A 26166-nucleotide genomic window follows, 5' to 3' on the forward strand; every position below is an offset into this window, starting at 1 on the left:
ATCATCCGGTAGGGCGACCGCCGCAGGGTTACAGATCCCGAGATCGACACCTGCGGTTTTGTCGCCCGGCGACTCGGTAGCAATCTCATGCTCACAGACAACGTGTAACTCCCAGCGGTTCTTTGTGGTATTCCAGACGGCCCGCACCTGCTGGATATTGGGTAGCTCAACTTCCGGCGGTGCGTCGTACTCACAAAGGATGAAGTCGTGTCCGTCTTTGTGAGTTTTGCCTTTGCTGAGGCGGATTCGCCCGTGTTTCGTGTCGTGACGGATACCTCTCTGTTTCCACGTCACGGTTGAGCGCGGATGTTCTTCGTGGACTCTGTTGCCGTCGCTATCGTAGTAGTTGCGCTTACGATATCCCGGAGGATTGTCCCGGTCGTCATCGGAGCCGAGCCACGAACTGAAGCTTTCAGAAAGCTCTTCGAGAACGTTCTGGCTGGACTGTGAGTGCAGTCCCTTGTATTTTGGATGGGTTTTCAGTTCGTGTTTGAGTTCGCTTTCATCGGGAATTTCCCCGGTTTCGTCCCACTGTTGTTGGGCGTAGTAATTGGCGACGTTCCAGAGTTTAGATGCAGACCAGCCGTGTCTGTCGAGTGCATCAGCTACCTGCGTGTGGTTTGTGATGCGACAGACATGTGTTCGGCGGGTGGCCTGCATCCAGTGTATATTGTTATGAAAACCCAATTATTAAATACTGTGGAATATCCGGCTATGCTATCGTGGTGTGGATGTTGCCTGCTCGTGTCGGTTTCATCACCCGCCTGTTCGTCACTCGGTTCCGACCGGGGCGGTCGTAACGCTCGTTCCTCACGGTAAGGCGGGTGTATTCACCTTGCCTTTCTATAACGACCGCGAACGAACGCTGTTTACCATCTCGAAACTCGGGCTCAACGAACACAGCCACACACCGCCCCTGTTTGTCAATTTGTTACTATTGTCGATGGCTCTAATTCATCTGTTCTGTTTCGTTTGGCTATCTGGGTATAATCGTCGAGTATCAACGCCGATATATCATATTTTGGTAGATTTAGGGGTGGGAGAGATACCCTCTCCGATATGGGAGCGTCGTATCAGGGTTCAGCCCGACGAGACGTTGGAACCCTGTGCAACGCGGGAGGGATATCACAGGTTAGCTGCTAACCGGTCGGCTGCGTCCGCGATACTCCCTTCATTCTCCAAGAACTGCACCGGTGCGTCCTGATCGCGTGCGTACTGGAGCGCGGCTGATCGGTTCAAATGTTGTTCGAACGCGATCTTGCGCTCGGTGGCAGTTGCGGTCGCTGCTTCAGCGTCGGTACGGCGATCCAGAATCGTTTCCGGGTCGGCCTCGACCAGAATAAACGCATTCGGAGCGATATCGTCCAGCACCTCATCGGGCAGTCCTTGCACGTAGCCACTCTCAGTTTCAACCGCCAAATGCGTCGATAGAATGACGTTCGTCTGGGTGGCCTCATCCGCGATGAATTCACCCGCCCGCCGTTGGAGTCGGCGTGTCTGTGTTTGTGACAGCGTCGCCAGTTCACTTCGGTCGGTCGTTATCCCGGCGGTTGCGGCTTGCTCAAGCATCACATCGCCGAAATTGAGTAGTTTGTAATTACCGGCAAGCTTGCCGCGAACGGCCTGACAGACACTGGAGAGGCCAACGCCAGTGACCCCGGAAACGAGCGTAACGCTCATCAGAAATTCACCTCCTGGTCGTCATCCTGTGACGGTCCGACGCCACCTCGGTCGTCGTAGAATTTGCGCCCGATGAACTCATCGCCAACGAATGTCATCAGACTATCATACAGGCTGTCGGCTGACTCAAACTCATCGATTTCGCAACGCTGAATCACATCGCCGATCGTCTTATTTTCCCCGCTTGGTGCGTGCAGCACAGTGTCGCCAACAGTGTCTAACACCGTCGATCGTGTCACGGGGAACTGAAGTTGTTGCGCAAAAAGGTCGCGCGTTTCTGGGAGTCGCATGGGTAATATTGTATGGCACAGGATAAATCGGTTGGGGTCGGACGGGCTAGTTGGGCGGTGACATCCTCCGTGCCGTTCACGGCGCGGATCACGTACGCACGGATAGCAGCGATTCTAGCGGTCGTCGTTCCGCTCTTTGAACATCGAACCGGTCTGATCGGTTTTCACTCTCGCCGGCCACGCACTGACAGCAAAATGTGCCCGCGACGAAAACGCAGGTTTACTCCGAGGCGGCAGCCTGCTGTTGGTGGTGGTGCCGGCGCAGAATCCCAACCTTGTTTGCGACCGTTCCCGCAAGGGATGTGAAGGCCTCGGCGGTGTCGTTGTTCTCACGACGAACAATCGGGTTCCCCTCGTCACCACCCATCCGAACCGCCGGATCCAATGGGAGCGACCCAAGATAGGGTACGTCCACAGCCGCAGCCAGTGACTGCCCGCCGTCGTCGCCGAAGATATCATGCTGATTCCCACAGTCAGGACAGACAAATCCGCTCATGTTTTCGACGACGCCCAACACGTTTGTGCCATATTCGGCGAACATCTCAACGCCGCGGCGAGCGTCGTCGACCGCCACCGACTGCGGCGTCGTGACAACTACTGTCCCGGTGACCGGTAGATTTTGCAGGATGGTTAGCTGAACATCGCCGGTGCCCGGCGGCAGGTCAACAATGAGGTAGTCGAGACCACCCCACGAGACATCCTCGAACAGGTTTGTGAGCGTGTTTTGGGCGACTGGGCCGCGCCAGACAACCGGGTCGTCCTCCTCGATCATCAGGCCGACGCTCATGAGTTCAAGTCCGTGAGCTGTTGGAGGTTCGATCCGGTCTTCGCCGTTGACAGTGGTCACCTCAGGTTCAGCCTCGGAGCCGAGCATCTGCGGGACATTCGGCCCATACACATCAGCGTCGAAGAGCCCAACGTCGGCACCACGCTCAGCTAATCCGGCGGCCAGGTTCACAGCGACCGTGCTTTTGCCGACACCGCCTTTGCCGGAGGCAACCACGATGACATTTCGGACGCCGGGCATGACGCTCGTTTCGTGGTCGTCGATGAGCGGAACGTTCGCGGACAGTTCACACGTTAATCCGGTTTCAGCGACGACATCGCGGATGTGGTCAGCGATTTCGGCCTCGTCCGGTGCGTGCGGCGCGCCAAGAGCGAGTTCGATCTCAGCGGTGTCGTCAGTAATTGTCACATCAAGCAGGACGCCAGCGGTAACAATATCAGTTCCAAGTGCCGGATCATCGACGGCACGGAGGCGATCACGCAGGTCAGAGGCATCGATATCGGTTGTCATTGTGAAGTGGTATCTGTGTCTTGGTCGGTAGTCGGTACCGCGGTTTGAACACCATCGCGAGCGTCCCATGCGGTAAACGTCCGGGCGAGTCGAGTGATGCCGGCGAAGACACCCTCAACGGTGTCCTCGTTTGCGACGGCCGCCTCAAACTGATCGAGCCAGCCGAGTGTGGCAAGCGTCGATGCCTGCAACTCGTGGATGGTAGCAAGCCGGTCGACAGCGGTCGGATCATCGGTGAGCCGTGCCTCCTGCAGACAGAGCGCGCCCATAAACTCGAAGCAGGCTGCCACATGGTCTGGGATCCCATCGCCACGGTCGGGTTCGAAGCCGGCCACATCGTACAGTTGAGTCATTCTGGCGGCCGGATCACCCAGCAATTCACCGGAATCGCCGGCCGTGTGGTACGGTGAATCCGATTCGAACTCTTCGCTTGGATCGGTCGCATGCCCGGAGGCAAACGGCGGGACGTAATGCTCACCGGGAACAACGAACAGATTGTCATACCCGATCTTCAGCGCCCGCTCGTCGGGGTCGTCACGCACGAGCGGCTCCGTGTTGAGATCCACCGGGAGCACCGCCGCAAGGTCAGCGAACGTGTTGTCGGCAAGCGCTGTTGCCACCTGGTCGATGTCACCATCAAAGGTTGCTGCTAACAGGGCGTAGGTGCGCCCGCGGGCAGCGGCCATCGTACCGGCGTCGGGGTCGTCGGCAGGCGGATCCGCAGCATCGAGGTCATCAGGATTGTGAGCGGACATCTGACTCACCGCCGTTCAACCTCGACGAAAGCATCATACTGTCCGTTGCTTCCACCAACGATATCCGACAGGCCCGTATCGCCGAGTTCGTTATCGAGCGGCTGGATGTGATTGATCGCAAAGCCGGCATCCCTCCCTTTTGCAATGCCCGCGTCGTCACGCGTCGGGTGGTCAAACTTGTAGGGGGTGTGGCCATCGTCCTCGGCTGCGTCTTGGGTGTCGCCATCAACAGTCTGTGCTGCTGCCCCATCGCCACTTCGTCCCCACCCCCACGCCGCACCGACGACACCGGGACGGATGCCGCCAGTGACCCGTGCGATACCGTCGACACGGCGGCGACCAGCGTCGATTGTGATCTCATCGCCGCTCTCGATGCCACGTTGTGCAGCGTCGTCAGGGTTGATCCACAGGGGGTTTTCTGGTTGGGTCTCTCGGAGCCACGGACTGTTCTGCGTGCGGTGCATGCCCTGTGTGCGTGGTTTCCAGTTGATCAATCGCAGTGGACGATCGGGGTCGTCGTCGCTGCGCACAGCCGCCTGGACATCGCCGTTGTAATGTGTCACGTCGTCGACCTTCGGCAGCGGATCGAACCGCTCGCCGGTAAAGGAGTGTTTGCCTGTCGCCGTGGCATCACTGTAGAAGTTCACCCGCGCGCCAAGCTTGTACTCCAGATGGTCGCCATCGTAGGCGTTGGTATCGTCGCGTCGCCCGGCGTAATCGTAGTCGTGGCCCTGCTGGCGGAACGCAGTCTCATAATCCTCGGCCGGCTCCTCAAACCGCCCGCCGCGGTTGAGGATCGTCACAACCTTCAGCCACTCGTCGTCCGTGACGGCTTGTTTCCAGCGGTCGAGATCGAAGGCGTCGCCAAGCCCCTTCTCGTGGCTCTCGCGAAACACGGCCTGTTCGTCGGTGGTAGCGTCAGCCACCGGCTCCCGCGAGTAGGCGATGTTGGCCGCCAGCTTGAGATAGAAGTCTTCTGCCTGTTCGAGCGGCCACAGTTCGCCGTCGCCGTCGGGGATCGACGCCTCACCGACACCGGGAAGATCCAGTTCCTTCCAGATGTCGATAAGCACGTCCTCAAACGGCCGGGCATCAGGGACGACCGAGACGGCGGGTTGGCTGATCTTCTCGTCGGCCAGCCGCTTGTTCGGGTAGGTGCCGAAGTTCTCCCAGCGCTCAAGGTAGGTCGGCTCGGGGAGGATGTAGTCGGCGTGTTTGCTGGTTTCGCCGATGACCGTGTCTGAGGCGACCACAAGCGGGATCGTCTCGGTGTCCTGTAGTATCTCAGGGATCTGGTCGCCGCCAGCAACGGCCATCACATGGTTGTTTGAGTATGGCCTGATGAACAGGGCGTTGATCCCATACGGATACTCGTCGGCGGCACTCCCGTAGATCTCCTGGGTTTGCTGGGCCGGTGAGACAGGGAACCACGGCCGTTTTGCCGGATAGCCGTCGTCGCGATCGAACAGTGTGGTGTCCTCATAGTTGACACCGCCGCGTGTCAGAGGGATGCCCCATGAGCCGTTGGCATCGGGCACGCTGCCTAACTGATAGCGCCCCGACATCGTGTTATACCCCGCGTAGGGGGTGATCTGGCCACCCTTCCAGTCGTAGTTGCCGATGAGATGCTGAAGGGTCGCGATAGCGCGGGTGTTGTGGAAGCCGTTGGTGTGTTTGGCCGAGCCGCGATACTGCATGATCGCCGCCCGTTTCCCGTGGCTGGTGAACTCGTCGGCGATCTCGCTGATGGTCTCAGTCGAGACACCCGCCATCTCGGCGTATTCCTCGACGGTGTGTTCGAACACGCGGTCGCGATACTGACTCCAGACGCTTTCGACGCGTGTGCCGTTGACCGTCACATCGACATCGAGTACCGCCGTGTCAACCTCGCTGGCCGGGCGTGGATCACCTGAGGCGGCGTCGACAACGACGAAATCATCGGCGGTCTCGGCACCCGGTGCAACGAGCCCGAGATCGGCCGCCGTCGCTTTCGGGCCGCTGTCTTTTTCAACCATCACGAGGTGCGTCGCGTCGCTCCAAGTCGGCTCGTTATCGGTGCCGGCGGCCGCCTGCGATGGGTTTTGGAGGTACGACAGGTCATGGCGGTCGTTGTCGATAATCCACCGGGCCATCCCCATGGCGAGGGCACCGTCGGCACCGGGGTCGACCGGCACCCACGTCTCGGCTTTCTCGGCGGTCTTCGAAAGCCGAGGGTCGACAACATCCATCCGGAGGCCGTCTTGGATCGCATTGGTCAGTTTGGGTGCGAGCCACGTCGGCCCCTTGTTGGCGACCATCGGATTCGTCCCCCACACGAGGATGTATTCGGCCTCGTCGATGTCGGGGTACTGGCGTTTCTTCGGGGCGTTGTACGATCGGACGTTCCCGATCACACTCGAAAGCCCACAGGTTCCGGCATGGTGGAAACTATTGGTTGAGCCCAATCCCTGTTTCCAGAGTCGCGTCCGGATGAAGTTTCGACGGAACCCACCGATATCGACGATCTGGTTTGCTTTCGGGCCCAGATCGGGGTGATCTGTGTCAATGAGCTTGTCGTCCCACTTGTCGTCGAAGGCCGACTTTGCCATTGCACCGTCTTGGACGGCCGCCCAGTCGCTCATTACCGCATCTTTGGGGGCATGCGCCCACATCTCGCGCAGGCCGGGATGACCGAGGTCGTCGTCGCCGTCGACGATCTCCTCGATAGCCTGCTCCCACGAGATTGTTTCCCACTCGCCGGAGCCGCGAGGCCCGACGCGTTTCATCGGTTTGCGGACGCGGTAGCTGTCGAAGGCTGTTTGGATACCCGCCTGTCCCTTCAGGCAGATGCGTCCGCCGGACAGCGACCAGCGGTCAGTGTCAACATCGCCGGAGCCCTCCAGATCGCCCATGGCGACATCTTCAGGGTCGCTGTTGTAGGGCACCTGCCCGAACGGCTCGGTGGTAAGGAACGAGTATGGGTTGCCCGCTAGCTTGCGAATCAGCGAGCTATACTCGCCGGTGCCGCTGGTGTCTGCGAGTCGCACCTTGACCGGACAGAAGCTGTTACACTGGCCACAGGTCGTATGGATCACGTCGCTTGCGCCGTACTCACCGTACTCGTCGCCGACGTAATGTTGGGCGTTGTCTGTCCAGAAGTTCTCTACATCTGCATCAACAGCCACGTTGCTCGCGGCCGCGATACCAGCGATACTACCAACCGCCTTGACGAGATCACGGCGTGAAATGGAGACGCCGTCGTCGTCTGATTTATCAGCACTCATTGTGTATCACTCTCAGTTTCAGGTAGTGGTGTCAACGGGAGGATCTCCGCGCCGATCGTATACAGGAGCAGTCCGACACCCATGATCCCGAAACTTGAGACCCATTCGACCGCTGTTGGGAAGTACGATCCATGCGGGAGGCCCTCCAGTACCGGAAGGATCTGGGCCGGCACGACGAGATTGAACCGCACCCCGACGACACCCATGGCGATGCTCAGCGCGGCAACAACCGCGACCGACGGCTGTCGCCGCCACGATTCGTTTGTTAACAAAACCAGGGGGAACACCCACGCAGCCCCGATCATGAACCACCAGAACGACCACGACATCTCACCGAACATGATAACCTGCCATGTTTCGATCACCTCAGCATGGAAGCTGACAACTGAGATCAGGAGCTCGATCGCCGTAATGGCGATATCGGCGATGATGAGCCCGATAAGCAGCGTTCCCATCCGATCGACCAGGTCGCGGTCGATTGTCGCGCCGTCGAGCAGTCGCGTTCGAAGCACGTACAGCAACAGCATAAACGCGGTGCCGGCCAGCAAGGCCGAGACGACGAATATCACCGGGAAGAGGCCACTGTTCCAGTAGGGGCGGGCTGAGGCGACCGCAAAGAGCACCCCTTCGCCACCAACAACGAAAAACAGTGAGAGCGGGATGCCAGCGATCCCGATCCGTTTGAGCCAGCGGCGATCAACCCGCTCGGCAGCGGCTGTTGTCTCATCACGGCGCAGCGTCAGGAGCGTGTAGATCCGCTCGCGGAGCCCAGAGCTGTGGGCGGCAAGCCGGGCCAGATCCGCCCGCATCGAGAAATACAGGCTGCTGCCGATAACGCCCATATACAACACGTAGGCGTGGATTTCCCACGACAGCGCGGAGCTGAACTGCCGCCAGATGAACGGGAAGAACATCCGATCCATCCGACCGAGGTCAACCCAGATGAACAACAGGGCAACGGCCATGCTAACGAGTGAGACAAACAGGGCATCACGACTGATCCGATCAAGCCCTGGGAGCCCAAAGACGGTGTCAAGCGTACTGACAAGGAACGCGCCGGCTGAGAGCCCAACAAAGTAGATATAGAAGGCGACCCACGCGCCCCAAGGGACGATGCTTGTCAGATTGGTGCTCGTAAGCCCCTGTGTGAGTCGCACATACAGTGCGACCGCGCCGGCTGCCAGTAACACGGCGATAAACCCGTACCAGACGCGGCGAAGCCGGTCGCTCTCGAAGCCGAGATCAGCGCCTGCTGGTGGTGTGTGTGTTGCCATTGGTCTATTTGAGGTAGTACATGTTGGGGTCGGTTCCCTCGTCTTCTTTCAGTTGGAACGCCCGATCCGAGTCGGCCATCTCGGCGACCTCACTGTCGGGATCGTCAAGATCGCCCATATTTCGAGCGTCACCAATGCAGGTCTCAACGCAGGCTGGCTCCTCGCCGCGCTCGAGCCGGTGGGTGCAGTAACTGCATTTCCGGACGTTGCCGATGGGTGATTTGTTCTCCTCGCGTTTGCCGCGATCGACGCCGTACTCGGGGCTGGTGATCTCGCCGGCCTCATCAACCTCGTCGTCGTAGCTCTCGCCGAAATCGAAATGCCGCGAGCCGTACGGGCAGGCGATCATACAGTACCGACAGCCGATACAGCGATCGTAGTCGATATTGACGACGCCGTCGTCCATCTTGTAGGTCGCCGAGACCGGACACACCTGCACGCAGGGTGGGTTCTCACACTGCATGCAGGGTTTGGGGACGTTCGTCCGGGTCGTATTGGGGAACTCACCGTGTTCTTCCTCCATCACGACGTTGTAGGAAACGCCCGGTGGCGTCCGATTTTCCGCCTTGCAGGCGACCGTACAGGAGTCACAGCCCACACACTTCTGGAGGTCGATCACCATCCCCCACTTCTCGTCGCCCGCACCGATGCCACCCTCACCGTCGTCGGTTTGGGCCGTCTCGGCGGCGACCGAGTCAATCGAGCCAACGGTACACTGCAGTGACTCGGCGGTGTCCGTCGAGATAGTCTGGTCGCCAGCATCGACTGCCGGATTCGGCGTCTCACGATAGGCGTCACCGAACTCGGCGGCCGCAGCCGTGTCGTGTTTGGCCCAGTAGTCGTCGGCTGAGAGCTCCCCGCGTGAGACGCGCTTTGCGTCCTCGGCCATCTCGATCCCGAGGTCGGTGTCGGCGTCAACCTTAGCGAGCTCCTCGCGTGGGTCGGGGGTCTCGGCGTCGACCATCGCATCAAGCTCCTCGCGGCCGACGTTTGGAACGCCCGGAAACACCTCACTATCCGCGCTACTCATCGTTCCACCTCGTCGGTCGGCCCCAAATGAACCGTTTCAGTTCGTCGATCATACACATAGATGTACGGCGACACCCGTTGTGAGAGTTGTACCAATACTGTTTGCCCCACCGAGAGCCGGCTGATAGCCCGATAATGGGGGTACCAATACTGTTTGGGACGCGGGTCAATCCCCGATTACAGGCGGTGTGTCGGTCGCGCCCACCAAGCGGGCGATGAGCACGGTTGTTTATCACGGATGACACGCAACGCCCGCATATGGACTGGTTGTACCGACAAACAGGCAGTGGGATCGGTCGAGAGACACAGAGGCAACCGGGAGGGCAGCGATGAACCTGATTCTGGTTGTCTCGGTCGCGCTGCGACTACTCGGGGCCGGCTACTCGTTGCTGTTGCTCTCGCGGAGCAACGACCGGCGGTTTGGCTTTCTGACACTCATGTTGTCATTCATGGCGCTCCGCCAGTTGTTGACAATGCAAACCGGTCGAACCGGCGTTGAGGAGCTTCCCGGATTGGTTGTGAGCGTCCTCGCGGTGCTGACTGTCTACTACCTCTCAACATATGTCGACGAGGAAACGACGATCAAACGAGAGCTGCAGCAGGCCAACGATCGCCTTCGGCGGTTTCGAAAGGCGATCGAACACGCCGGACACGCGATCTTCTTCACTGACCCCGACGGGACGATCGAGTACGCCAATCCGGCTGTTGAGTCGGTCACGGGGTATACGCCCGATGAGGTGATCGGCGAGAACCCCCGACTCTGGCAGTCTGACGAGCACGATGAGGCCTTCTATGCGGAGTTGTGGACACAGATCTCTTCCGGGGAGGTGTGGGATGGTGAGCTCACCAACCGACGAAAATCCGGCGAGCGGTGTTGGGCCGATACCACGATCGCTCCCATCACCGATGATGAGGGAACGATCGAGCACTATGTTGCCGTTGAGCGAGACATCACAGACCGAAAACAGCGGGAGGTTCGGATCGCCGAACAGAACGACCGGTTAGAACTGCTAAACACCACGAACGAACTGTTACGTGACATTAATCGGGAGATCTTCTCAGCGGCAACGCGCGAAGAGATCGAACACGCCGTCTGTGAGCAGTTTGTTGACGGAGACCGATTTACTGCGGCATGGATCGCCGACCGAGGGGTTGTCGATGGAACAGTCTCACCGCGGGCGTGGGCCGGAACCGACAAAACCACACTGGCGGATCATATCGAAGCCCTGTGTACACCATCGTCGACACCGGTGGACGAGGCCCTCGAAACCGAGACAGCAGTTGTCGCGCCGGTCGCACACCACTCCGAGACCACCGCTGTCGAAACGCATGCGATCGTCGTCCCGTTGGTCTACCACGACGCCGAGTATGGCGTGCTCGTCATCGAAACAGCCGACGCCGAAACGGCTGAGCTGCTGCCGGCCCAACTCTTCGTCGAACTCGGTCAGACTGTTGCCGACGCGATCAACGCTGCGGAGCAAAAACAGACACTGACCTCGGACACAATGACCGAGCTTACCTTTCGGCTGAGCGAAGTTACCGAGCCGCTGGCGACCCTTGCGGCACAGCTAGATTGTACCGTCGAGGTGGAGCATATCGCTGCCGACGCCGACGGGCAACGACGCCAGTATATCGCGGTCACCGGGGCGACACCTGAAGCGGTCAGTGAGTACGCGGATGAGGCGACCCACATTGAGACGATCCAACACGTCTGTACGAACGATGACTGTCATCTGTTTTGGCTGGTCGACGACGGTGCGGCGATCGTCGCCACGCTGGCGCAGTATGGCGCGAGCATTGAGTCGCTGTCGATCACCGGCACGAGTGGCCAGTTGGTCGCACAGCTTGCCAGTTCAAACGATATTCGAAGTTTCGTTGACGCGCTGCAGTCGACATACAGTGGGGTAACACTGGTGGCGAAGATCGAGCGCGAACGGGATATTCAGACGGAGGCTGAGTTCCGAACACAGCTCGAATCAGCATTGACTGATCGCCAACGTGAAGCCGCACAAACGGCCTACTTTGCGGGATACTTCGAGTGGCCGCGAACCAATAGCGGTGAGGAGGTCGCCGAGATGATGGACATCACCCAGACCACATTCACACAGCATCTGCGGGCGGCAGAACACAAACTGTTCGAACGCCTCTTCAGCGAGACGGTGACATCCGCCCCCGGCTGACCACGGGTAACTGCCGAGCGTGGGTCGTCGTGGATGGGGGTGTGAAACGCTGTTTCTGGGTCGGGATCCTGTGTCCGGCCGGTTATTAATTGGGCTGTCACAGACTGCCCCTCACGAGGAGGCCACGGAGAACCCGATGCTGGCCGGTGGCATACTGGCGGTGCTGATGGTTGGCAGACTCGATCCCGGTGGCGTGGTGGAGCGACAGTTTCGGGCAAGGCCTGGATCAGGTAAAATACGCTATCGCCTGTCGCTCCGATGCAAGCGTCTCAAACTGCTCGCTCTCACAGCGATCACAGGTCGGGGGCTCGGCGACATCTGCATAGACCGTCTCACAGCCGGTACACGAGAAGAATTGCAGACAGAGCATACCACATGTTAGCGGCGATGAGCAATAACGACAGCGGTCAGCCGAAATCGAGAGGCTGGACACACGCTGCGGCCCCACCCGCCCGGAGTGTTTTGGCGTTGCGCGTCCAAGGGGGCGTATGGCGCAGACAGCCGTGATCGCTGGTGTCGGGCCGGGACTGGGTGCATCGGTCGCACGAACCTTCGCAGCCAATGGGTGTACTGTCGCGCTGTTCGCCCGGAGCGCGGAGTATATCGAAACACTCGCTGACGACCTGCCAGATCCCGGTGAGGGACTGGCCGTCCCAACTGATCTACAGGACGTTGCGGCCATCGAATCTGGATTCGAGACGGTCAGAGACGCCTTCGGACGCGTGGATATCCTCGTCAACCACGCCAGTGCCGCCGCCTGGAAGGGCCTCGCCGACATCTCACTGGACGAGTTCGAAACCGCCTGGGAGGTCACCGCCCGTGGCGCGTTCGTCTGCTCGCGGGAGGCCGTCGAGGACATGCGTGAGACCGGCGGTGGGACGATCATCTTCACCGGTGCGACATCGGCCGTTCGAAGTCTCGGTGGAACGATCGGATTCACCGCGGCGAAGTTCGCAGCCCGCGGGCTGGCGATGGATATCGCCCAGGAGTTCGGCTCCGAAGGAGTGCACGTTGCCCACGTCGTCCTTGACGGCCAGATCGATACCCCCGATTTGCGGGCGCGTGATCCCGAGCGGGATGCTGATACACTACTGGATCCCGAGTCGATCGCAGAGACCTACTGGCATCTCGTCGACCAGGACGATCACAGTACCCAGCCCTTCGAGGTACATATCACGAACGGCCCACAGAAGACGGAGTTCATGTAGGGGTTCGAGGCCAGCAACGACGCGGGAGCAAGTGTTAGGTATTCACCGTGGCGAGTTCGGTGTTAGCCAGCATCTTTCCCTTCTGTGTCAGTCCCACGCCGTCGTCGGGATGGGTAACTAATCCATGCTCTAATGCGTCCTCATAGATCGACTCGAATTCGCTCGTGTTTCCATCGGTGAGTGCCTGCATGGTCTGTTTCAGATTCTGCGTGGTGTAGTAGCCGATGACCAGTTGGGTTTCGGCTTCGCTCACATCCGTCGCATCGATCTCCGCTTCGAGTTCGGCGTACTCCGTCCGAAGATACCGGTTGAACAGATGTTGCAGCCGCGGCTCGATGAGGCTCAGGTAGCTGGTGATCCGTGTTTGGGATTTCATGTAATCGACCTTGATCGCATCTCGTTTCGACTCACCGATGGTTCGTTTGCCGGATTTGATGTTCACGATCTCGCCAAGGGCGATCGGTTTCGATGGTGCTGCATCCCGCTCAAAGACCACGCGCTCGGGTTCGATTGCGACCTCGACCCGCTCTGTGTCTGCGTCAGTCTGTTGGCCACCCCGCTGGGCCGCCAGTTCAACCAGCCCATCGGCCCCGTTGATGATCTCCGCAAACAGGTGATACTCAAAGATGTCGGCGTGCTCCGGATCGTACTCCAGAAAACAGATCCGGGGGTTTCCGCCGGGGGTGAATTTGATCCCGAATACCCGGTCAAGGTCGTCGCTGAGTTTCTCTGGCGGGGAGCCGACGGTGAGATCCCGCACGTCATCGAGAGAGATATCCAGTGCTTGACTGCCGGCCCGAAGCGAGATGCCGTCGCTGTCGATCTCACAGACGCCGTTCTGGACATCCGACCGCCTGATGGCGTTGGAGTAAAATCGTGTCTGAAAGCTGGCTGTGAAATCGGTGGAGTTGCCGACGGCACTCATCTCCCTGTCGTAACGGGTGATACGCCCTGCTATCGTATATATCCCCGTTATCACGCCTGTGTCGACGACGGACCATCCGCACTGGTGCTCGCCGGAGCGATGTCGGCACAGCGTCGCCGGAGATGAAACGCATCGACAATCAGCACACGACAGTTATACGCTCACACGTTGTATGGAGGGTATGTCCGAGTCCGCTGACGGAGACCCCCCGCCGAAACCGCCGGTTACCCGACTCACGAGTGCGGCCGAACTCGATGCGTTCATCGCGGAGCCGAGCGTCGCACTCGTGGAGTTTTACACCGACGGCTGTGGCATCTGTCAGAGCATGGAGCCCGTTGTCAGCAATCTTGCCCGGGAGGTTTCGATCCCGATCGGTACGGTTAATCCGCGCGACGATCCGCCGCTTATCGACCGCTTTGAGGTGCGGAGTGTGCCACTCTTTGTGCTCTTTGTCGACGGTGAGCCGACCGCAAGACGCGCCGAGGGGTTCATCAGCGGCGACGACCTCACCGACTGGATCGAATCCCACCAGAACTCATAACACTGTGTCGCAGGCGACGCTTCCTCAGCCGAGTCCGACGGCAACAACCGGCCACACGCCGGTCACAGCGATCCCAAGGACAAACAAGCCGTAGTTTGCAAGCGTGTTGTCCGCCCGCGTCACCGACAGCGAATAGTGCTGTGGCAACGGCCACAACAAGGGAACGCCGGCAGGTGTGAGTGCGTCGCCGACGAGATGGGCACCGACAACGAGGACGCCGAGCAGAACGCCAAAGACACTGAGACCCATCCCGGCAACGCTGAACGCACCCGCAAGGGCGGTTCCGACCGCGCCAAACAGGCCGGCAATGAGAGCCGCAAACAACAGCGGGTGGGTGATCCCGCGGTGCTCGATCACCGGAAGGCGGTGGTCGACATCCGGCAGCATGGCGAGCCAGCACATCACCGCCCCCGTCAACAGCGCGGCTTCGGGGGCACCGACGGTCACAAGCCAGTACCCCACCGGCGCAAACACAAGCAGCGAGACGCCGAGATGGCCCTTGCGGTACATACGCCACCGCCGCCGAGCAGCCACAAAAGCGGTTCGACTCCCACCAACCGGATCAGATCGCCGCCATCAGTTCCCGCGTTGTCGACGAACAGCCCACTCCTCCTTCGAGACAACGTACAGACGCACCTCGGTGGTAAGCCCCTGCGCATCGGCATCGACAATCGAGTAGTGCACCGCGCGGTCGACGACGCGGAAACTCATATCCTGTTCGCCGCGGGGACGCGTGGTATTGGCGTCGTCGGTGAACTGGAAGTTATGGAGACTGACGAGGTCGCCGACGGCGGGAATCGGCGGCGAACAGCCGGAGACGGCACCGATCTCCTGTTCGGTATCCTCATCAAGCAGGATGATCTCTGTCTGCTCGGACTGCGGTTGATCGTCCGGGACATCCAGGGACGCATTGCTGGCCATACATTATAACGAATTAACATTAGTATTAAACTGTCGGCTGCGACCAACTCGCCCCGGGAAACTCACCCCACCTTACTCGGCGGAGTCAGGGGTGTGGGTGTGACCGCAGTTGGGGCACTCAACCTCCTCAGTCCGGAGCTCCGCGCTCTGTTTGCGGACATCCCGCATCACCGAGGAGATCCGCTCCTCGGCGTCAAGTTCGTCGGCGACCGCGAGGTCGACGCCTTCGACCTCCAAAAGGAACTTGGCGATCTCGGTGACCTCATACATCAGGTCGTCGAGCTCATCAGCGGTAAAAAACCCCGACATCGCCCCATAGAGGAACGTCGCGCCGGCTTGGGTCACCTTATCCTCAAACGACGACCGAGCCTGGTTGACGGCCTGTGGGCTGTAGGTGTCAGTCATGAACGGCACCAACTCCGGAAGGTTTTCGCCGATCTTCGTCATCTCGACGCCGGTCTCGGTACGGAAATCCGCACAGAGCCGTGCGATAGCCCACTCGCGGGCGGTGATGTAAGTGCGATCCCGCAGGAACTCGTTGACGCGGTCGTACTGCGCGCCGTCCATCTTGGTAAACCGCTCGTATTTGCGCACGTCGGCCGGGATATCCGTCTCAGCCGCGTCCGCATTCCCCTCAGTCGGGGACGTTCCGTCGGCCTCCTCGATCGATCCGGTATCCGCAACGGGGTCGTCAGCACCCGAGCGATCAGCAGCAGCCGAGCCATCGTCGCTAACGGAGCGGTCAGCAGCAGAACCGTCGTCGCCGACGGAGCGGTCAGCAGCAGCCGAGCCATCGTCGCCAACGGAGCGATCATCGTCTCCCGCATCGTCGCCGGGGGGTGATTCGGGCGCGGCGTCGGGGGCGTCGTCGTCCATATCGCCCCTCCGAACGGCCGCTTGAAAAACGTTGTCGTGGCTGGCATCGGCAGGGGAGCGACGACCGATCCGGCTCGCACGGACGGACAACGCTTTTACCGAGTCGCCGTAACCGTCTCTTGCATGAACGTACTCGTGGGGGTCGGCAGCCCAAACGCCTCGCCGGCCGCCATCGAACGAACCATCCGGCGGGCGGCACGGGTGAGCGACGAGCTAACCGTCGCCATCTGCAGCCCCGAGACAGCCACCGACGAGTCGCTGGAAGCGACCGTCACAGCGACGCTGGATGATTACGATATCGCCGCCTCGACACGCCACGTTGAGGGCCAGCCGGGGAGCGAACTCGTCGACATCGCCGAAACCGAAGGGTTCGACGAGATCGTCCTGGCCGGCGGCCAAACGAGCCCGATGGGAAAGATCACGATCGACAAAACGGTTGAGTTCGTCGTCCTCAACGCACACACCACGGTGACTCTTGTCCGATGAATTCGGAACGTCGCTTCCCCGAGACCGTGTCCGGCCCGTTTGAGCAGCCACCCGTTCGCTTCACCGATCGGGAGGGTCGTGACATCGAGATCCGCCCGTACGATGGCTCCGAAGCGGAGTACGAGGCGCTGGCCGAGATGTACGTCGAGTTCGACCCCGCAGATCGCGCCCAAGGCATTCCCCCGGGGCGGGAGTCGCGGGTGCGAACCTGGCTTGACGGCATCCTCGCCGATGACTGCTACAATCTGATCGCCTGGGACGGCGACACCGCCGCCGGCCACTCGACGCTCGTCCCCGACGGCGACGACGACTACGAGTTGGCGATCTTCGTCCTCCAAGACTACCAGGAGGCCGGGATCGGCACCCACCTGATCGAGTCGCTGCTCGGCTACGGCCACAGCGAGGGGATCAACTGCGTCTGGCTCACCGTTGAGCGGTGGAACCACGCCGCCGTCTCGCTGTACGAGAAGGTTGGCTTCGAGACAACAGGGGCCGAAAGCTTCGAGCTTGAGATGGCGATCCGGCTCGCCGAGGACGACTAGCTCAGACCGACAGTACCGGCTGACTCGCGTACAGCAGCACGTATTCGGCGGCTTTCTCCAACACATCGGTGTCGCTGTCGCCGGCTGGCTCCCGCGGAACGACGACGAAATCCGCGCCAAGCTCCTCGGCCGTATCGAGGACAACGCTGCCCGGGTGGAGCGTCTTGATCTCCGTCGAGAAGCCACGGGTGATCGAGGTCGAGAGCTCGACCCCGGCGTCGGCAGCGATCGCATCGAGCGTCCCGCTGAACGATTCGGTGTCAGTGGCGATCTCGGCGTCGGTAACCGTCCCGTCGGCCAGCCCGCGTACCCGCGGCTCACCAAGGACATAGACAGCATGGACGGCCGCGTCGTAGCGGTCGGCGATCGCCACCGCGTACTCGACGGCGGTCGTCGACGCCGGGCTCCCGTCGACCGGGACGACAACGAGCTCGATATCCAGGTCGGCCATACCCCATCCCTCTCCCGGCGACCACAAAAACACTCCCTTCCGTCGGCGACCCCCGCTTGCTGTCGAACACCACCAATTTATGACCGCCGCGGTCGAACCGCCGGCTATGTTTGAGACGATCGTCGTGGCGACCGACGGCTCCGACAGCGTCAGCCGGGCGGTCACCGTCGCACTCGATGTCGCCGACCGGTTCGATGCGACCGTCCACGCGCTGTCGGTGGTCGACACCGACGCCGACGAGGATGACGCCGCCGACCGCCGGGCCGAGCTGACCGCCCACGCCGAGGACGCCCTCGCTGCGGTCGAAGCCGAAACCGACCAACCCGTGGTGACGGCTGTCCGCGAGGGTGAGCCAACCGAAGAGATCACCGCCTACGCAGAGGAGATCGATGCTGATCTGGTCACCACTGGCACACGCGGCCGCCACGGCGAAAACCGGTTTCTCCTCGGCAGCGTCGCCGAAAACGTCGTTCGCCGCTGTCCGGTGCCGGTGTTGACGGTGCGACAGCTGGCAGCCGTTGAGGACGACGAAGCAGTCGACGCCGCGTAGGCTGGCAGCGTCGCCCGCGCCGTAGCTTCAAGTACGAAGCCGGGGCCACGGCGGGATACCGATGGTCGATCCTTCGTCTTCGACCGACGACCGTGGCGTCTCGCCGGTGATCGGCGTGATCCTGATGGTTGCACTGACGGTGATTCTGGCAACGGTGCTTGGGACTGTTGTGCTTGATTTCGCCAGTGGAGTCTCCGAACAGCCACCGCAAGCCGCCTTCGACTACGAGTTTGAGGATGATGAAGAAGTTACCATTACTCACGTCAGCGGTGATAGTATCGATAACTCGACAATCAGTGTATTAATCGACGGGAAGGATGCTTTCCCAGCAGACGATGCCAATGACTTCACGGTCGAAGATTGGCATGGAACAATCCAAGCCGGAGACAGCGTGACAATCGAAGATGATGACGGCGTTGTCGATGATGAGACCACCGTCCGAATCATCTGGGAAAATCCATCAAGCAGTTCCGCAAACACCATCGACAGCCGCGAGTGGCCGTAATCGATTCGAAATCAGGAAAACACGCGCTTGAGGTGTTGCTTCGAGAACAGCGAGGTCGGCTTGTCCATGTGGACGCCGATCTCGCCCGAAAGTGCCCGAAGGCCAAGTCGCTGAACCGGTTTCGGTAGCGAGTAGCCACGCCGGATCAGGTGACCGAGGCGTATCTCACTTGAGAGGGTTTCGCGCCACGCCGACTCGTAGATCCCGAGCGAGTCGGGGCGATCCGGCTGGATGTGCCGGGCCGCACAGTCGGCGGCGGTCATCCCGTAGAGAATCCCACCGCCGGTGAACGGTTTTGTTTGGGCGGCGGCGTCGCCGATGAGGAACACGCGGTCGGTCGTGACCGTCTCGGGTGGGCCGATCGGGATCGCACCCGAGCAGAAGTGATCGGTGTCAACATCGTACTGCTCGGTCAGGATATCGAAGCGGTCGTTGACATCCTCGCCCGGCGCGGCCGCCAGCCCGTACTCGACGCCGGCCGTACCGCGCGGGATGCGCCACGCGAAGAATCGCGGGACGGTGAGATGGACATCGACGTGGTCGCCGTGATCCTCCTCGTCGGTAAAGGCGAGGACGCCGTGGAGCTTTTCTTCCGGTTCGGGGAGTTCGACCGCCTGGCGGACGCGAGAGACGGGGCCGTCGCAACCGGCGACCATGCGGCCCTCGATTTCTACGGGGTCGGATTCGTCGGCGACGCTGACGGTGAGCACGACGCGATCATCGCGCTCGTCGACGCCGGTGACGGTGTGGCCCTCGCGGATCTCCGCGCCGGCGTCGCGGGCGCAGTCGGCCAGCGTGCGATCGAGTTCGACGCGGTCGATGACGTTCGAGATCTCGTCGGTTTTGTAGAACAGGTTGGCGTCGCTGTCGGGACCACCGGTGTAAAAGTTCGCGCCGTAGACGCGGTTCTGCAGGAGGTCGGCTTTGGCGTCGTCGGGGACATAGTCCCAGATGTCGGTGCTGACATGGCCCGAGCAGGCGAGGGGGGTGCCGACGGTGCCCTTTTCGAGGCCGAGCACGTCGTAGCCCGATTCGGCGGCCCGGCGGGCGAACCGCGCGCCGGCAGGGCCGATGCCGACGACGACGAAATCGTACATTACTGTGGGTTAGTTGAACTGGATGTTTAGCTTGTTTGTTTTCGGGAAGAAGTTGTAGAGGTCGATAACAGCCAGAAAGCCCTCGACACGCTCGACTCCCGGGACTCTCACGACTCCCGTCGGTCGCCGTTCGAGCGGGTCGCGGTCTCCCTTCGGTCGACCGCGCGCTCGCTGCGCGCTTCGTCGCTCACTACGTTCGCTCCTGCAGTGCTTGCGTCGGCCGGGTTCGGCGAGCGTGTCTCGCCCTTTCATTCCGCCAGGGGCGGCAGTTGGTTGGGCGAGGAAAAAAGGCTAAGCCAATCAGTCGTCGCTGGCGACCTTGGCCGGTTTGCGTCGATCCGAGCGCGGCCCTTCGCGGTCGATTTTCGGAAGCAGGTCGCGCAGGTAGCGTCCCGTGTGCGACTCGTCAGTTTGGGCGACCGATTCGGGAGTCCCGCTGGCGACAACGTCACCGCCGCCCTCGCCGCCCTCCGGCCCGAGGTCGATGATGTGGTCGGCGTTTTTGATCAGGTCGAGTTCGTGTTCGACGACGACGACGCTGTTGCCGTTGTCGACGAGTCGCTGGAGCACGTCGATCAGTTTGCGCTCGTCCTCCTTGTGGAGGCCCGTCGTCGGCTCATCGAGCAGGTAGAGCGTGTCGCCGGTCTGTTTCTTGCCCAACTCTTCGGCGAGTTTTACGCGCTGGGCCTCGCCGCCAGACAGCGTCGTCGAGGGCTGGCCGAGCGACATGTAGCCGAGACCCACGTCCTTCAGGAGTTTGAGTCGGCGGCGGATCTGGGTGTTAGCCTCGAAGAACTCGTAGGCTTCGGCGACCTCCATATCGAGTACGTCGGCGATCGTTTTGTCCTTGTAGGTCACGTCCAGCGTTTCGTCGTTGTATCGCGCACCGTCACACTCCTCGCAGGGAACCTGCACATCAGAAAGGAAGTTCATCTCGATGGTGACCGTGCCCTGCCCGCCGCAGGACTCACACCGGCCGCCTTTGACGTTGAACGAGAAGCGGCCCTTCTTGTAGCCGCGCTGTTTGGCGAGTTTTGTCTCGGCGAAGAGGTCGCGGATGTAGTCGAAGACGTCGGTGTAAGTCGCGGGGTTCGACCGCGGCGTCCGGCCGATAGGCGACTGGTCGATCAGCCGGACGGTTTCGATCTCGTCGATCCCCTCGATAGCGTCGTGGTCGCCGGGATCGACACTCGTGTTGTCGTTCATCTCCCGAGCGAGGCCCTTGTAGAGAATCTCGTGCATCAGCGTCGATTTGCCGGAGCCGGAGACGCCCGTGATCGCGGTGAAGACGCCGGTCGGGATCGACACATCGAGATCCGTGAGGTTGTGCTGGCGCGCGCCGCGAATCCGGAGTTCGCTGTCGCCGTCGCGGCGGTCGTCGGGGACAGGGATCTCCTTGCGACCGGCGAGATAGTCGCCGGTGATCGACTCCTCGCTCGCACAGACCTCATCGAAATCGCCGCGGACGACGATCTCCCCGCCGCGCTTGCCAGGGCCGGGGCCCATGTCGATGATGGTGTCGGCCCGCCGCATCGTCTCTTCGTCGTGTTCGACGACAACGAGGGTGTTGCCGAGATCCTTGAGCCCTTCAAGCGTGTTGAGCAGACGGTCGTTGTCGCGCTGGTGAAGCCCGATCGAGGGTTCGTCGAGGACGTAGAGCACGCCGACGAGCCCGGAACCGACCTGCGTGGCCAGCCGAATCCGCTGGCTCTCACCACCGGAGAGGGTCGAGGCTTCGCGGTCGAGCGTGAGGTATTCGAGCCCAACCTCCTCCATGAAGCCGAGTCGCGCGCGGATCTCCTTGAGGATCTCCTCGGCAATGGTGCGGTCACGCGCCGAGAGGTTGTCCTCCATGCCCTCGAAATGTCGCCGCGCATCACCGATCGACATCTGGTTGACCTCGGTGATCGACGTGCCGTCAACGAGAACATGGCGGGACTGTTCCTTGAGTCGGGTGCCGTCGCACTCGGGACACTCGGTGACGGCCATATACTCCTCGATGTGCTCGCGGGTTCCCTCGGAATCTGTCTCGACGTGCCGCCGACTCAGATTCGGGATCACGCCCTCGAACCGCTTTTCCTTCCGGCGGGTGCCGTTGCGCGTCGACCGCTCGAAGACGACCTGACGGTCGGTGCCGTAGAGGAACTGTCGCTGGATGTCGTCGTCGATCTCCTCCCACGGGGTGTCGAGGCTGAGACCGAAGTGCTCGGCGACAGAGTCGATCCGGGTGCGGTAGTACGACCGGTTGTAGCTCCAGGCCTCGAAGACGTGTTTCAGTGGTTTGCTCGGATCCTGAATCACGAGATCCTCGTCGACCTCTTTCGCTTGGCCGATTCCCTCACACTCCGGGCAAGCCCCATAGGGGCTGTTGAACGAGAACGACCGCGTCTCGATCTCCGAAAACTGGAAGTCGCTGTTCGGGTTGCCGAGTGTTTCGGAGAACTCGACGGTCAGGCGGTCGTCGCCGTCGCCGGCGAGATCGCCCGTCGAGCGCGTGTTTGAGCCGATCGGTGGCTCTTCGGGCGGATCGGGGATGATCACCTTGAGGACGCCGTCGGCCTCCGCCAGTGCGGTTTCGACGCTGTCGGTGAGCCGCGAGCGGGCGTCGTCAGCGAGTTTGACGCGGTCGACGATCACGTCGATCGTGTGGTCGTAGTTCTGATCGAGGTCCGGCGTCTCCATCGTCAGGTCGTACTCCTCGCCGTCAACCTCGACGCGGGCGTAGCCCTCGCTGACGAGGTTCTCAAATCGATCCTCGAAGGCTCCCTTCTGGTCGCGGACGATCGGCGCGGCGATCTTTGCGCGTGTGCCCTCGGGGAAGTCAAGCAGTTGTCGCACCATCTCTTGGGGGCTCTGCTCGCCGACCTCCTCGCCGGTAATCGGATCGTACTGGGTGCCGGTGCGGGCGTACAGCAGCCGGAGGTAGTCGTGGAGTTCGGTGACCGTGCCGACCGTCGACCGGGGGTTGTTTGCGGCGTTCTTTTGATCAATTGAGATCGCCGGCGACAACCCCTCGACAGCTTCGACCTTCGGCTTATCCATCTGCCCGAGGAAGTTCCGGGCGTACGCGGACAGCGACTCGATGTAGCGTCGCTGGCCCTCGGCGTAGACCGTGTCGAAGGCGAGCGAGGATTTGCCCGACCCCGACAGCCCGGTGACGACGGTGAGCTCCTCGCGGGGGATCTCAACATCGAGCTCTTTCAGGTTGTGTTCTTCCGCGCCGCGAACCTCGATCACGTCGCGGCTCATCGTGTCTGAGTCACCCGGCAGCGACGCAAAATGGTTGGTGTGGCGACAACGCGGTTCATACCCCAGGCAGGGGTTCGACCGACTTAACGCGCCCGCTCCGTGTGTCGGTCTGTCGTGAGCAACGTGGTGGGGATACTGGCGATCTCGACCGCAGCCGACCCGAGTCAGCCGCCCAGGTACCTCTTGGTAGACTGAAACAAACGCTAAGTGGATCGATCCTGTACCGGCTCTGTATGTTAGGTGCTGGCTCCGATGACGACAGGACAGTCATCTGTATCGCCTGTGGGGAGTCAGTGCCGCGGTCGGCCGCCCGCGAGTACGACAAGACCGGCAACCGCTGGGAGCGACATGACAAGGAGTTTGAGCACCTCTGTAAGGACTGTTTTCGGGAACTCTCCCACCAGCCACGGGCGGGCCTGGAGTCGTTGCTGGTCGACATTGAGGGCGATGGCCTCTCGGAGACGGAGTTTCTGAAACGATATCTCGACCGTGTCGACGACGACAACGCGGTCGAAGAGCCCGATTCCTGAGCCGACTGCTGCGGGAGGTGCCGCGTCGTGGCAACACCGTAATCGACCGACACACCGCCAATTTATCGGCCGCATCGCCGGCGACAGTGCTCAGGCCCAAGCGAACTCCTTTTGATGACGGCTCTCGGAACGGTGGGTATGGCTACTGACACAACGACCGGGCTCTCCGATCACATGCGGGGGGTGACGGTCACGACGGTCGCCTGTCTGGCCGGGCTGGGGGCCGCACTCGGATCGGCAACGATCTTCGGCACCACGGCCGCCGACGCGATCGGCACGGGGCAGGCACTCCTCGTGGCAACGGCGATCCTGATCCAGTTCCCGATTCTCAAGGTCGTCGGCGTCGATATCAGCGACTTCGGGATCAAAGACAACCTCTATATCGCGTTTATGACGTTCTGTCTCTGGTTTATCACCTACACGGTGTTGCTCACGTCGGCGGTGGGAGCGTAGATGGCCGACGACAGCATCGCGGTTGTCGATCTCGACCGCTGTCAGCCCGATCGCTGTAACTACGAGTGTGCAAACTTTTGTCCGCCGAACCGGACGGGCGAGGAGTGCATCATCACCCGCGAGGAGCGGTTCGCGGACGACGACCGCTATGAGGGCGACCCCGACCAGATCAGCATCTCCGAGGAACTCTGTCTCGGCGAGACCTGCGGCATCTGTGTCGAGAAATGCCCCTTCGACGCCATCGAGATCATCAACCTTCCCCAGGAACTCGACGACGAGCCGACCCACCGCTACGGCGACAACGCCTTCGCGCTGTATGGGCTGCCGGTTCCCGCACCGGGCAACGTCACCGGCATCCTCGGCCCCAACGGGATCGGGAAATCGACCGCTGTCAAGGCGTTGGCCGGCGAGCTCGTCCCCAATCTCGGCGAGTTCGACGGCGACGCCGAGTGGGAGGCCGTCTTGGATCGCTACCGCGGCTCCGAGCTCCAAAACTACATCACACAGCTGATGGACGACGATATCACCGTCGCCCGCAAACCGCAGTACGTCGACCAGATCCCCAAGCAGTTCGACGGCAACACCCGCGAACTGCTTGAGCAGACCGACGAACGTGGTGTGCTCGACGAACTAGTCGAACGACTCTCGATCCAGCCGATCATGGATCAACCTATCGACTCGATCAGTGGCGGCGAACTCCAGCGGGTCGCCATCGCGGCGACGCTCGCACGGGACGCCGACTTCTACTTCCTCGATGAGATCACGCCGTATCTCGACATCGGCCAGCGGATGGTCGTCGCCCGGCTCATCCGCGAACTCGCCGACGACCCCGAGGCCGATCGGTCGATGCTCGTCGTCGAACACGACCTTGCGATTCTCGACCTCCTTGCGGACACACTCCACGTCGCCTACGGTGAACCCGGCGTCTTCGGCGTGATGACCGATCCGAAATCCGTCCGCAACGGGATCAACGAGTATCTGGAGGGCTACCTCAACAACGAGAACATGCGCATCCGGCCGGAGTCGATCACCTTCGAGGAACACGCCCCCCGGGAGACGAGCCGCGGCACGCCGCTGGTCGAATACCCCGAACTCAGCAAGTCCTACGGCGACGGCGAGTTCGCACTCGATGTCGATGCCGGCATGATCCACGAGGGTGAAGTACTGGGCGTTGTCGGCCCCAACGGGATCGGGAAATCGACGCTCGCCAAGCTGTTTGCCGGCAACATCGACCCCGACGACGGTGAGCTTGATTTCGATCTTGAGATCTCCTACAAGCCGCAGTACATCGAGATCGACCAGCCAATGCGCGTCGATAGCTTCCTCTCGTCGATCACCGACGAGTTCGGCACCTCCTACTGGAACACTGAAGTCGCCCAGCCGCTCCAGCTCGATCCGATCATGGAACAGCAGCTCACCGATCTCTCGGGTGGGGAACGCCAGCGCGTCGCCATCGCGGCCTGTCTCTCGGAGCCCGCCGACCTCTACGTGCTTGACGAGCCATCCGCCCACCTCGATGTCGAACAGCGCGTCCAGGCTACCTCGGCGATCCGCCGGTATGCGGAAAACCACGACGCGACCGCGCTCGTCATCGACCACGACATCTACATGATCGATCTGCTGGCCGACCGGTTGATGGTCTTCGACGGCGAGCCGGCCAAACACGGCCACGCCACCGAGCCACAGGAGATGCGCGCCGGCATGAACGACTTTCTGGCTGACCTCGATATCACGTTCCGCCGCGACGAAGGCACGGGTCGGCCCCGGATCAACAAACCGGGCAGCCAGAAGGACAGCCAGCAGAAACGCGACGGCGAATACTACTACTCCGCGTAAGTCGCTACCGTTGCCGACGCAGAGAGACGGCAGGCAAACAGGTGGGTCGGCCGGCCGACCAAACCACGGCCTGGCGGACTGAAAGGGCGAGACGCTCCCGACGAACCCGGACGACGCAAGCACCGCAGTGAGCGAAGCGAACGAGGAGCGCAGCGAGTCCCGGGAGTCGAGAGCGTCGAGGGCTTTCTATGCGGTTATGTCCGTGATTCTGACGAATCAACCCACACA

General features: G+C 61.3%; 25 protein-coding genes and 1 pseudogene. 10 read left to right on the forward strand and 16 right to left on the reverse strand.

Features of this window, described 5'->3' with window-relative positions; all coding sequences use genetic code 11:
- The 8 genes and pseudogenes from HKK80_RS13730 to HKK80_RS13765 all read right to left on the reverse strand — a co-directional run.
- A pseudogene (locus HKK80_RS13730) lies at window positions 1–660 on the reverse strand (RNA-guided endonuclease TnpB family protein); the annotation flags it as partial.
- A 465-nt stretch (window positions 661–1125) separates the two neighbouring features.
- Window positions 1126–1680 carry an adenylate kinase gene (locus HKK80_RS13735; protein ID WP_411800157.1) on the reverse strand — a complete coding sequence of 185 codons (555 nt, stop codon included), beginning with the start codon at window positions 1678–1680 and terminating at the stop codon, window positions 1126–1128.
- Window positions 1680–1970, reverse strand: a complete 291-nt coding sequence (locus HKK80_RS13740; protein ID WP_411800158.1) for a hypothetical protein — start codon at window positions 1968–1970, stop codon at window positions 1680–1682. Before HKK80_RS13740 ends, HKK80_RS13735 begins: the two co-directional genes overlap by 1 nt.
- Window positions 1971–2190: 220 nt before the next feature.
- Window positions 2191–3255 (reverse strand): P-loop NTPase, encoded by a 1065-nt coding sequence (locus HKK80_RS13745; RefSeq protein WP_411800192.1) that lies wholly within the window; start codon window positions 3253–3255, stop codon window positions 2191–2193.
- An 8-nt stretch (window positions 3256–3263) separates the two neighbouring features.
- On the reverse strand, window positions 3264–4022 hold the full coding sequence (locus tag HKK80_RS13750) for a molecular chaperone (protein ID WP_411800193.1): 759 nt from the start codon (window positions 4020–4022) through the stop codon (window positions 3264–3266).
- 5 nt (window positions 4023–4027) lie between these two features.
- Window positions 4028–7285, reverse strand: coding sequence for a molybdopterin-dependent oxidoreductase (locus HKK80_RS13755; RefSeq protein ID WP_411800159.1), 3258 nt, complete (start codon window positions 7283–7285; stop codon window positions 4028–4030).
- Window positions 7282–8559, reverse strand: coding sequence for an NrfD/PsrC family molybdoenzyme membrane anchor subunit (nrfD, locus tag HKK80_RS13760; RefSeq protein WP_411800160.1), 1278 nt, complete (start codon window positions 8557–8559; stop codon window positions 7282–7284). Before nrfD ends, HKK80_RS13755 begins: the two co-directional genes overlap by 4 nt.
- A 4-nt stretch (window positions 8560–8563) precedes the next feature.
- Complete coding sequence (locus tag HKK80_RS13765) at window positions 8564–9589, reverse strand: 4Fe-4S dicluster domain-containing protein (RefSeq protein WP_411800161.1); 1026 nt, start codon at window positions 9587–9589, stop codon at window positions 8564–8566.
- A gap of 328 nt (window positions 9590–9917) precedes the next feature.
- Here HKK80_RS13765 and HKK80_RS13770 point away from each other — a divergent pair, with 328 nt between their 5' ends.
- Window positions 9918–11768, forward strand: coding sequence for a bacterio-opsin activator domain-containing protein (locus tag HKK80_RS13770; RefSeq protein WP_411800162.1), 1851 nt, complete (start codon window positions 9918–9920; stop codon window positions 11766–11768).
- A gap of 226 nt (window positions 11769–11994) precedes the next feature.
- On the opposite strand, the gene HKK80_RS13775 is transcribed toward HKK80_RS13770, so the two are convergent.
- Entirely contained in the window at window positions 11995–12138 is a 144-nt protein-coding gene (locus HKK80_RS13775) for a hypothetical protein (RefSeq protein WP_411800163.1), read from the reverse strand.
- A 118-nt stretch (window positions 12139–12256) separates the two neighbouring features.
- Here HKK80_RS13775 and HKK80_RS13780 point away from each other — a divergent pair, with 118 nt between their 5' ends.
- Window positions 12257–12976 (forward strand): SDR family NAD(P)-dependent oxidoreductase, encoded by a 720-nt coding sequence (locus HKK80_RS13780; protein WP_411800164.1) that lies wholly within the window; start codon window positions 12257–12259, stop codon window positions 12974–12976.
- 34 nt (window positions 12977–13010) lie between these two features.
- Here the strand turns inward: HKK80_RS13780 and HKK80_RS13785 are convergent, their stop codons facing one another.
- On the reverse strand, window positions 13011–13901 hold the full coding sequence (locus HKK80_RS13785) for a CheF family chemotaxis protein (protein ID WP_411800165.1): 891 nt from the start codon (window positions 13899–13901) through the stop codon (window positions 13011–13013).
- Window positions 13902–14082: 181 nt separating this feature from the next.
- Between HKK80_RS13785 and HKK80_RS13790 the strand changes: the two genes are divergently transcribed.
- Window positions 14083–14442, forward strand: coding sequence for a thioredoxin family protein (locus HKK80_RS13790; RefSeq protein WP_411800166.1), 360 nt, complete (start codon window positions 14083–14085; stop codon window positions 14440–14442).
- 24 nt (window positions 14443–14466) lie between these two features.
- On the opposite strand, the gene HKK80_RS13795 is transcribed toward HKK80_RS13790, so the two are convergent.
- The 3 genes from HKK80_RS13795 to HKK80_RS13805 all read right to left on the reverse strand — a co-directional run bounded on the left by HKK80_RS13795 (window position 14467) and on the right by HKK80_RS13805 (window position 16239).
- Complete coding sequence (locus tag HKK80_RS13795) at window positions 14467–14952, reverse strand: metal-dependent hydrolase (RefSeq protein ID WP_411800167.1); 486 nt, start codon at window positions 14950–14952, stop codon at window positions 14467–14469.
- Between the two features lie 66 nt (window positions 14953–15018).
- Window positions 15019–15363: a hypothetical protein gene (locus HKK80_RS13800; RefSeq protein WP_411800168.1), complete on the reverse strand. Its 345-nt coding sequence runs from the start codon at window positions 15361–15363 to the stop codon at window positions 15019–15021.
- A gap of 72 nt (window positions 15364–15435) precedes the next feature.
- A complete protein-coding gene (locus HKK80_RS13805) occupies window positions 15436–16239 on the reverse strand; it encodes a DUF5806 family protein (RefSeq protein ID WP_411800169.1) in 804 nt (267 codons plus the stop codon).
- Between the two features lie 123 nt (window positions 16240–16362).
- Here HKK80_RS13805 and HKK80_RS13810 point away from each other — a divergent pair, with 123 nt between their 5' ends.
- Both HKK80_RS13810 and HKK80_RS13815 read left to right on the forward strand, forming a co-directional pair.
- Window positions 16363–16725, forward strand: a complete 363-nt coding sequence (locus tag HKK80_RS13810; RefSeq protein WP_411800170.1) for a universal stress protein — start codon at window positions 16363–16365, stop codon at window positions 16723–16725.
- Window positions 16722–17267, forward strand: coding sequence for an N-acetyltransferase family protein (locus HKK80_RS13815; RefSeq protein ID WP_411800171.1), 546 nt, complete (start codon window positions 16722–16724; stop codon window positions 17265–17267). Before HKK80_RS13810 ends, HKK80_RS13815 begins: the two co-directional genes overlap by 4 nt.
- Before the next feature lies 1 nt (window position 17268).
- Here the strand turns inward: HKK80_RS13815 and HKK80_RS13820 are convergent, their stop codons facing one another.
- Window positions 17269–17718 carry a universal stress protein gene (locus HKK80_RS13820; protein WP_411800172.1) on the reverse strand — a complete coding sequence of 150 codons (450 nt, stop codon included), beginning with the start codon at window positions 17716–17718 and terminating at the stop codon, window positions 17269–17271.
- 106 nt (window positions 17719–17824) lie between these two features.
- Between HKK80_RS13820 and HKK80_RS13825 the strand changes: the two genes are divergently transcribed.
- Both HKK80_RS13825 and HKK80_RS13830 read left to right on the forward strand, forming a co-directional pair.
- Complete coding sequence (locus HKK80_RS13825; RefSeq protein WP_411800173.1) at window positions 17825–18268, forward strand: universal stress protein; 444 nt, start codon at window positions 17825–17827, stop codon at window positions 18266–18268.
- A gap of 61 nt (window positions 18269–18329) precedes the next feature.
- Window positions 18330–18773, forward strand: coding sequence for a type IV pilin (locus tag HKK80_RS13830; RefSeq protein WP_411800174.1), 444 nt, complete (start codon window positions 18330–18332; stop codon window positions 18771–18773).
- Between the two features lie 11 nt (window positions 18774–18784).
- Here HKK80_RS13830 and HKK80_RS13835 read toward each other — a convergent pair whose 3' ends face one another.
- Together HKK80_RS13835 and uvrA are read right to left on the reverse strand one after the other, a co-directional pair.
- Window positions 18785–19870, reverse strand: coding sequence for a geranylgeranyl reductase family protein (locus tag HKK80_RS13835; protein ID WP_411800175.1), 1086 nt, complete (start codon window positions 19868–19870; stop codon window positions 18785–18787).
- A 300-nt stretch (window positions 19871–20170) separates the two neighbouring features.
- Window positions 20171–23119 carry an excinuclease ABC subunit UvrA gene (uvrA, locus tag HKK80_RS13840; protein WP_411800176.1) on the reverse strand — a complete coding sequence of 983 codons (2949 nt, stop codon included), beginning with the start codon at window positions 23117–23119 and terminating at the stop codon, window positions 20171–20173.
- A gap of 233 nt (window positions 23120–23352) precedes the next feature.
- Here uvrA and HKK80_RS13845 point away from each other — a divergent pair, with 233 nt between their 5' ends.
- The 3 genes from HKK80_RS13845 (at window position 23353) to HKK80_RS13855 (ending at window position 25938) form a co-directional block, all read left to right on the forward strand.
- Window positions 23353–23649 carry a hypothetical protein gene (locus HKK80_RS13845; protein ID WP_411800177.1) on the forward strand — a complete coding sequence of 99 codons (297 nt, stop codon included), beginning with the start codon at window positions 23353–23355 and terminating at the stop codon, window positions 23647–23649.
- Window positions 23650–23787: 138 nt separating this feature from the next.
- Entirely contained in the window at window positions 23788–24102 is a 315-nt protein-coding gene (locus HKK80_RS13850; protein WP_411800178.1) for a hypothetical protein, read from the forward strand.
- The gene (locus HKK80_RS13855; protein WP_411800179.1) at window positions 24103–25938 is read left to right on the forward strand and encodes a ribosome biogenesis/translation initiation ATPase RLI; all 1836 of its coding nucleotides are present in this window, start codon (window positions 24103–24105) and stop codon (window positions 25936–25938) included.
- The last annotated feature ends 228 nt before the right edge of the window (window positions 25939–26166 follow it).

Source organism: Halonotius sp. F2-221B, assembly GCF_046719765.1.
Classification (GTDB): Archaea; Halobacteriota; Halobacteria; order Halobacteriales; family Haloferacaceae; genus Halonotius.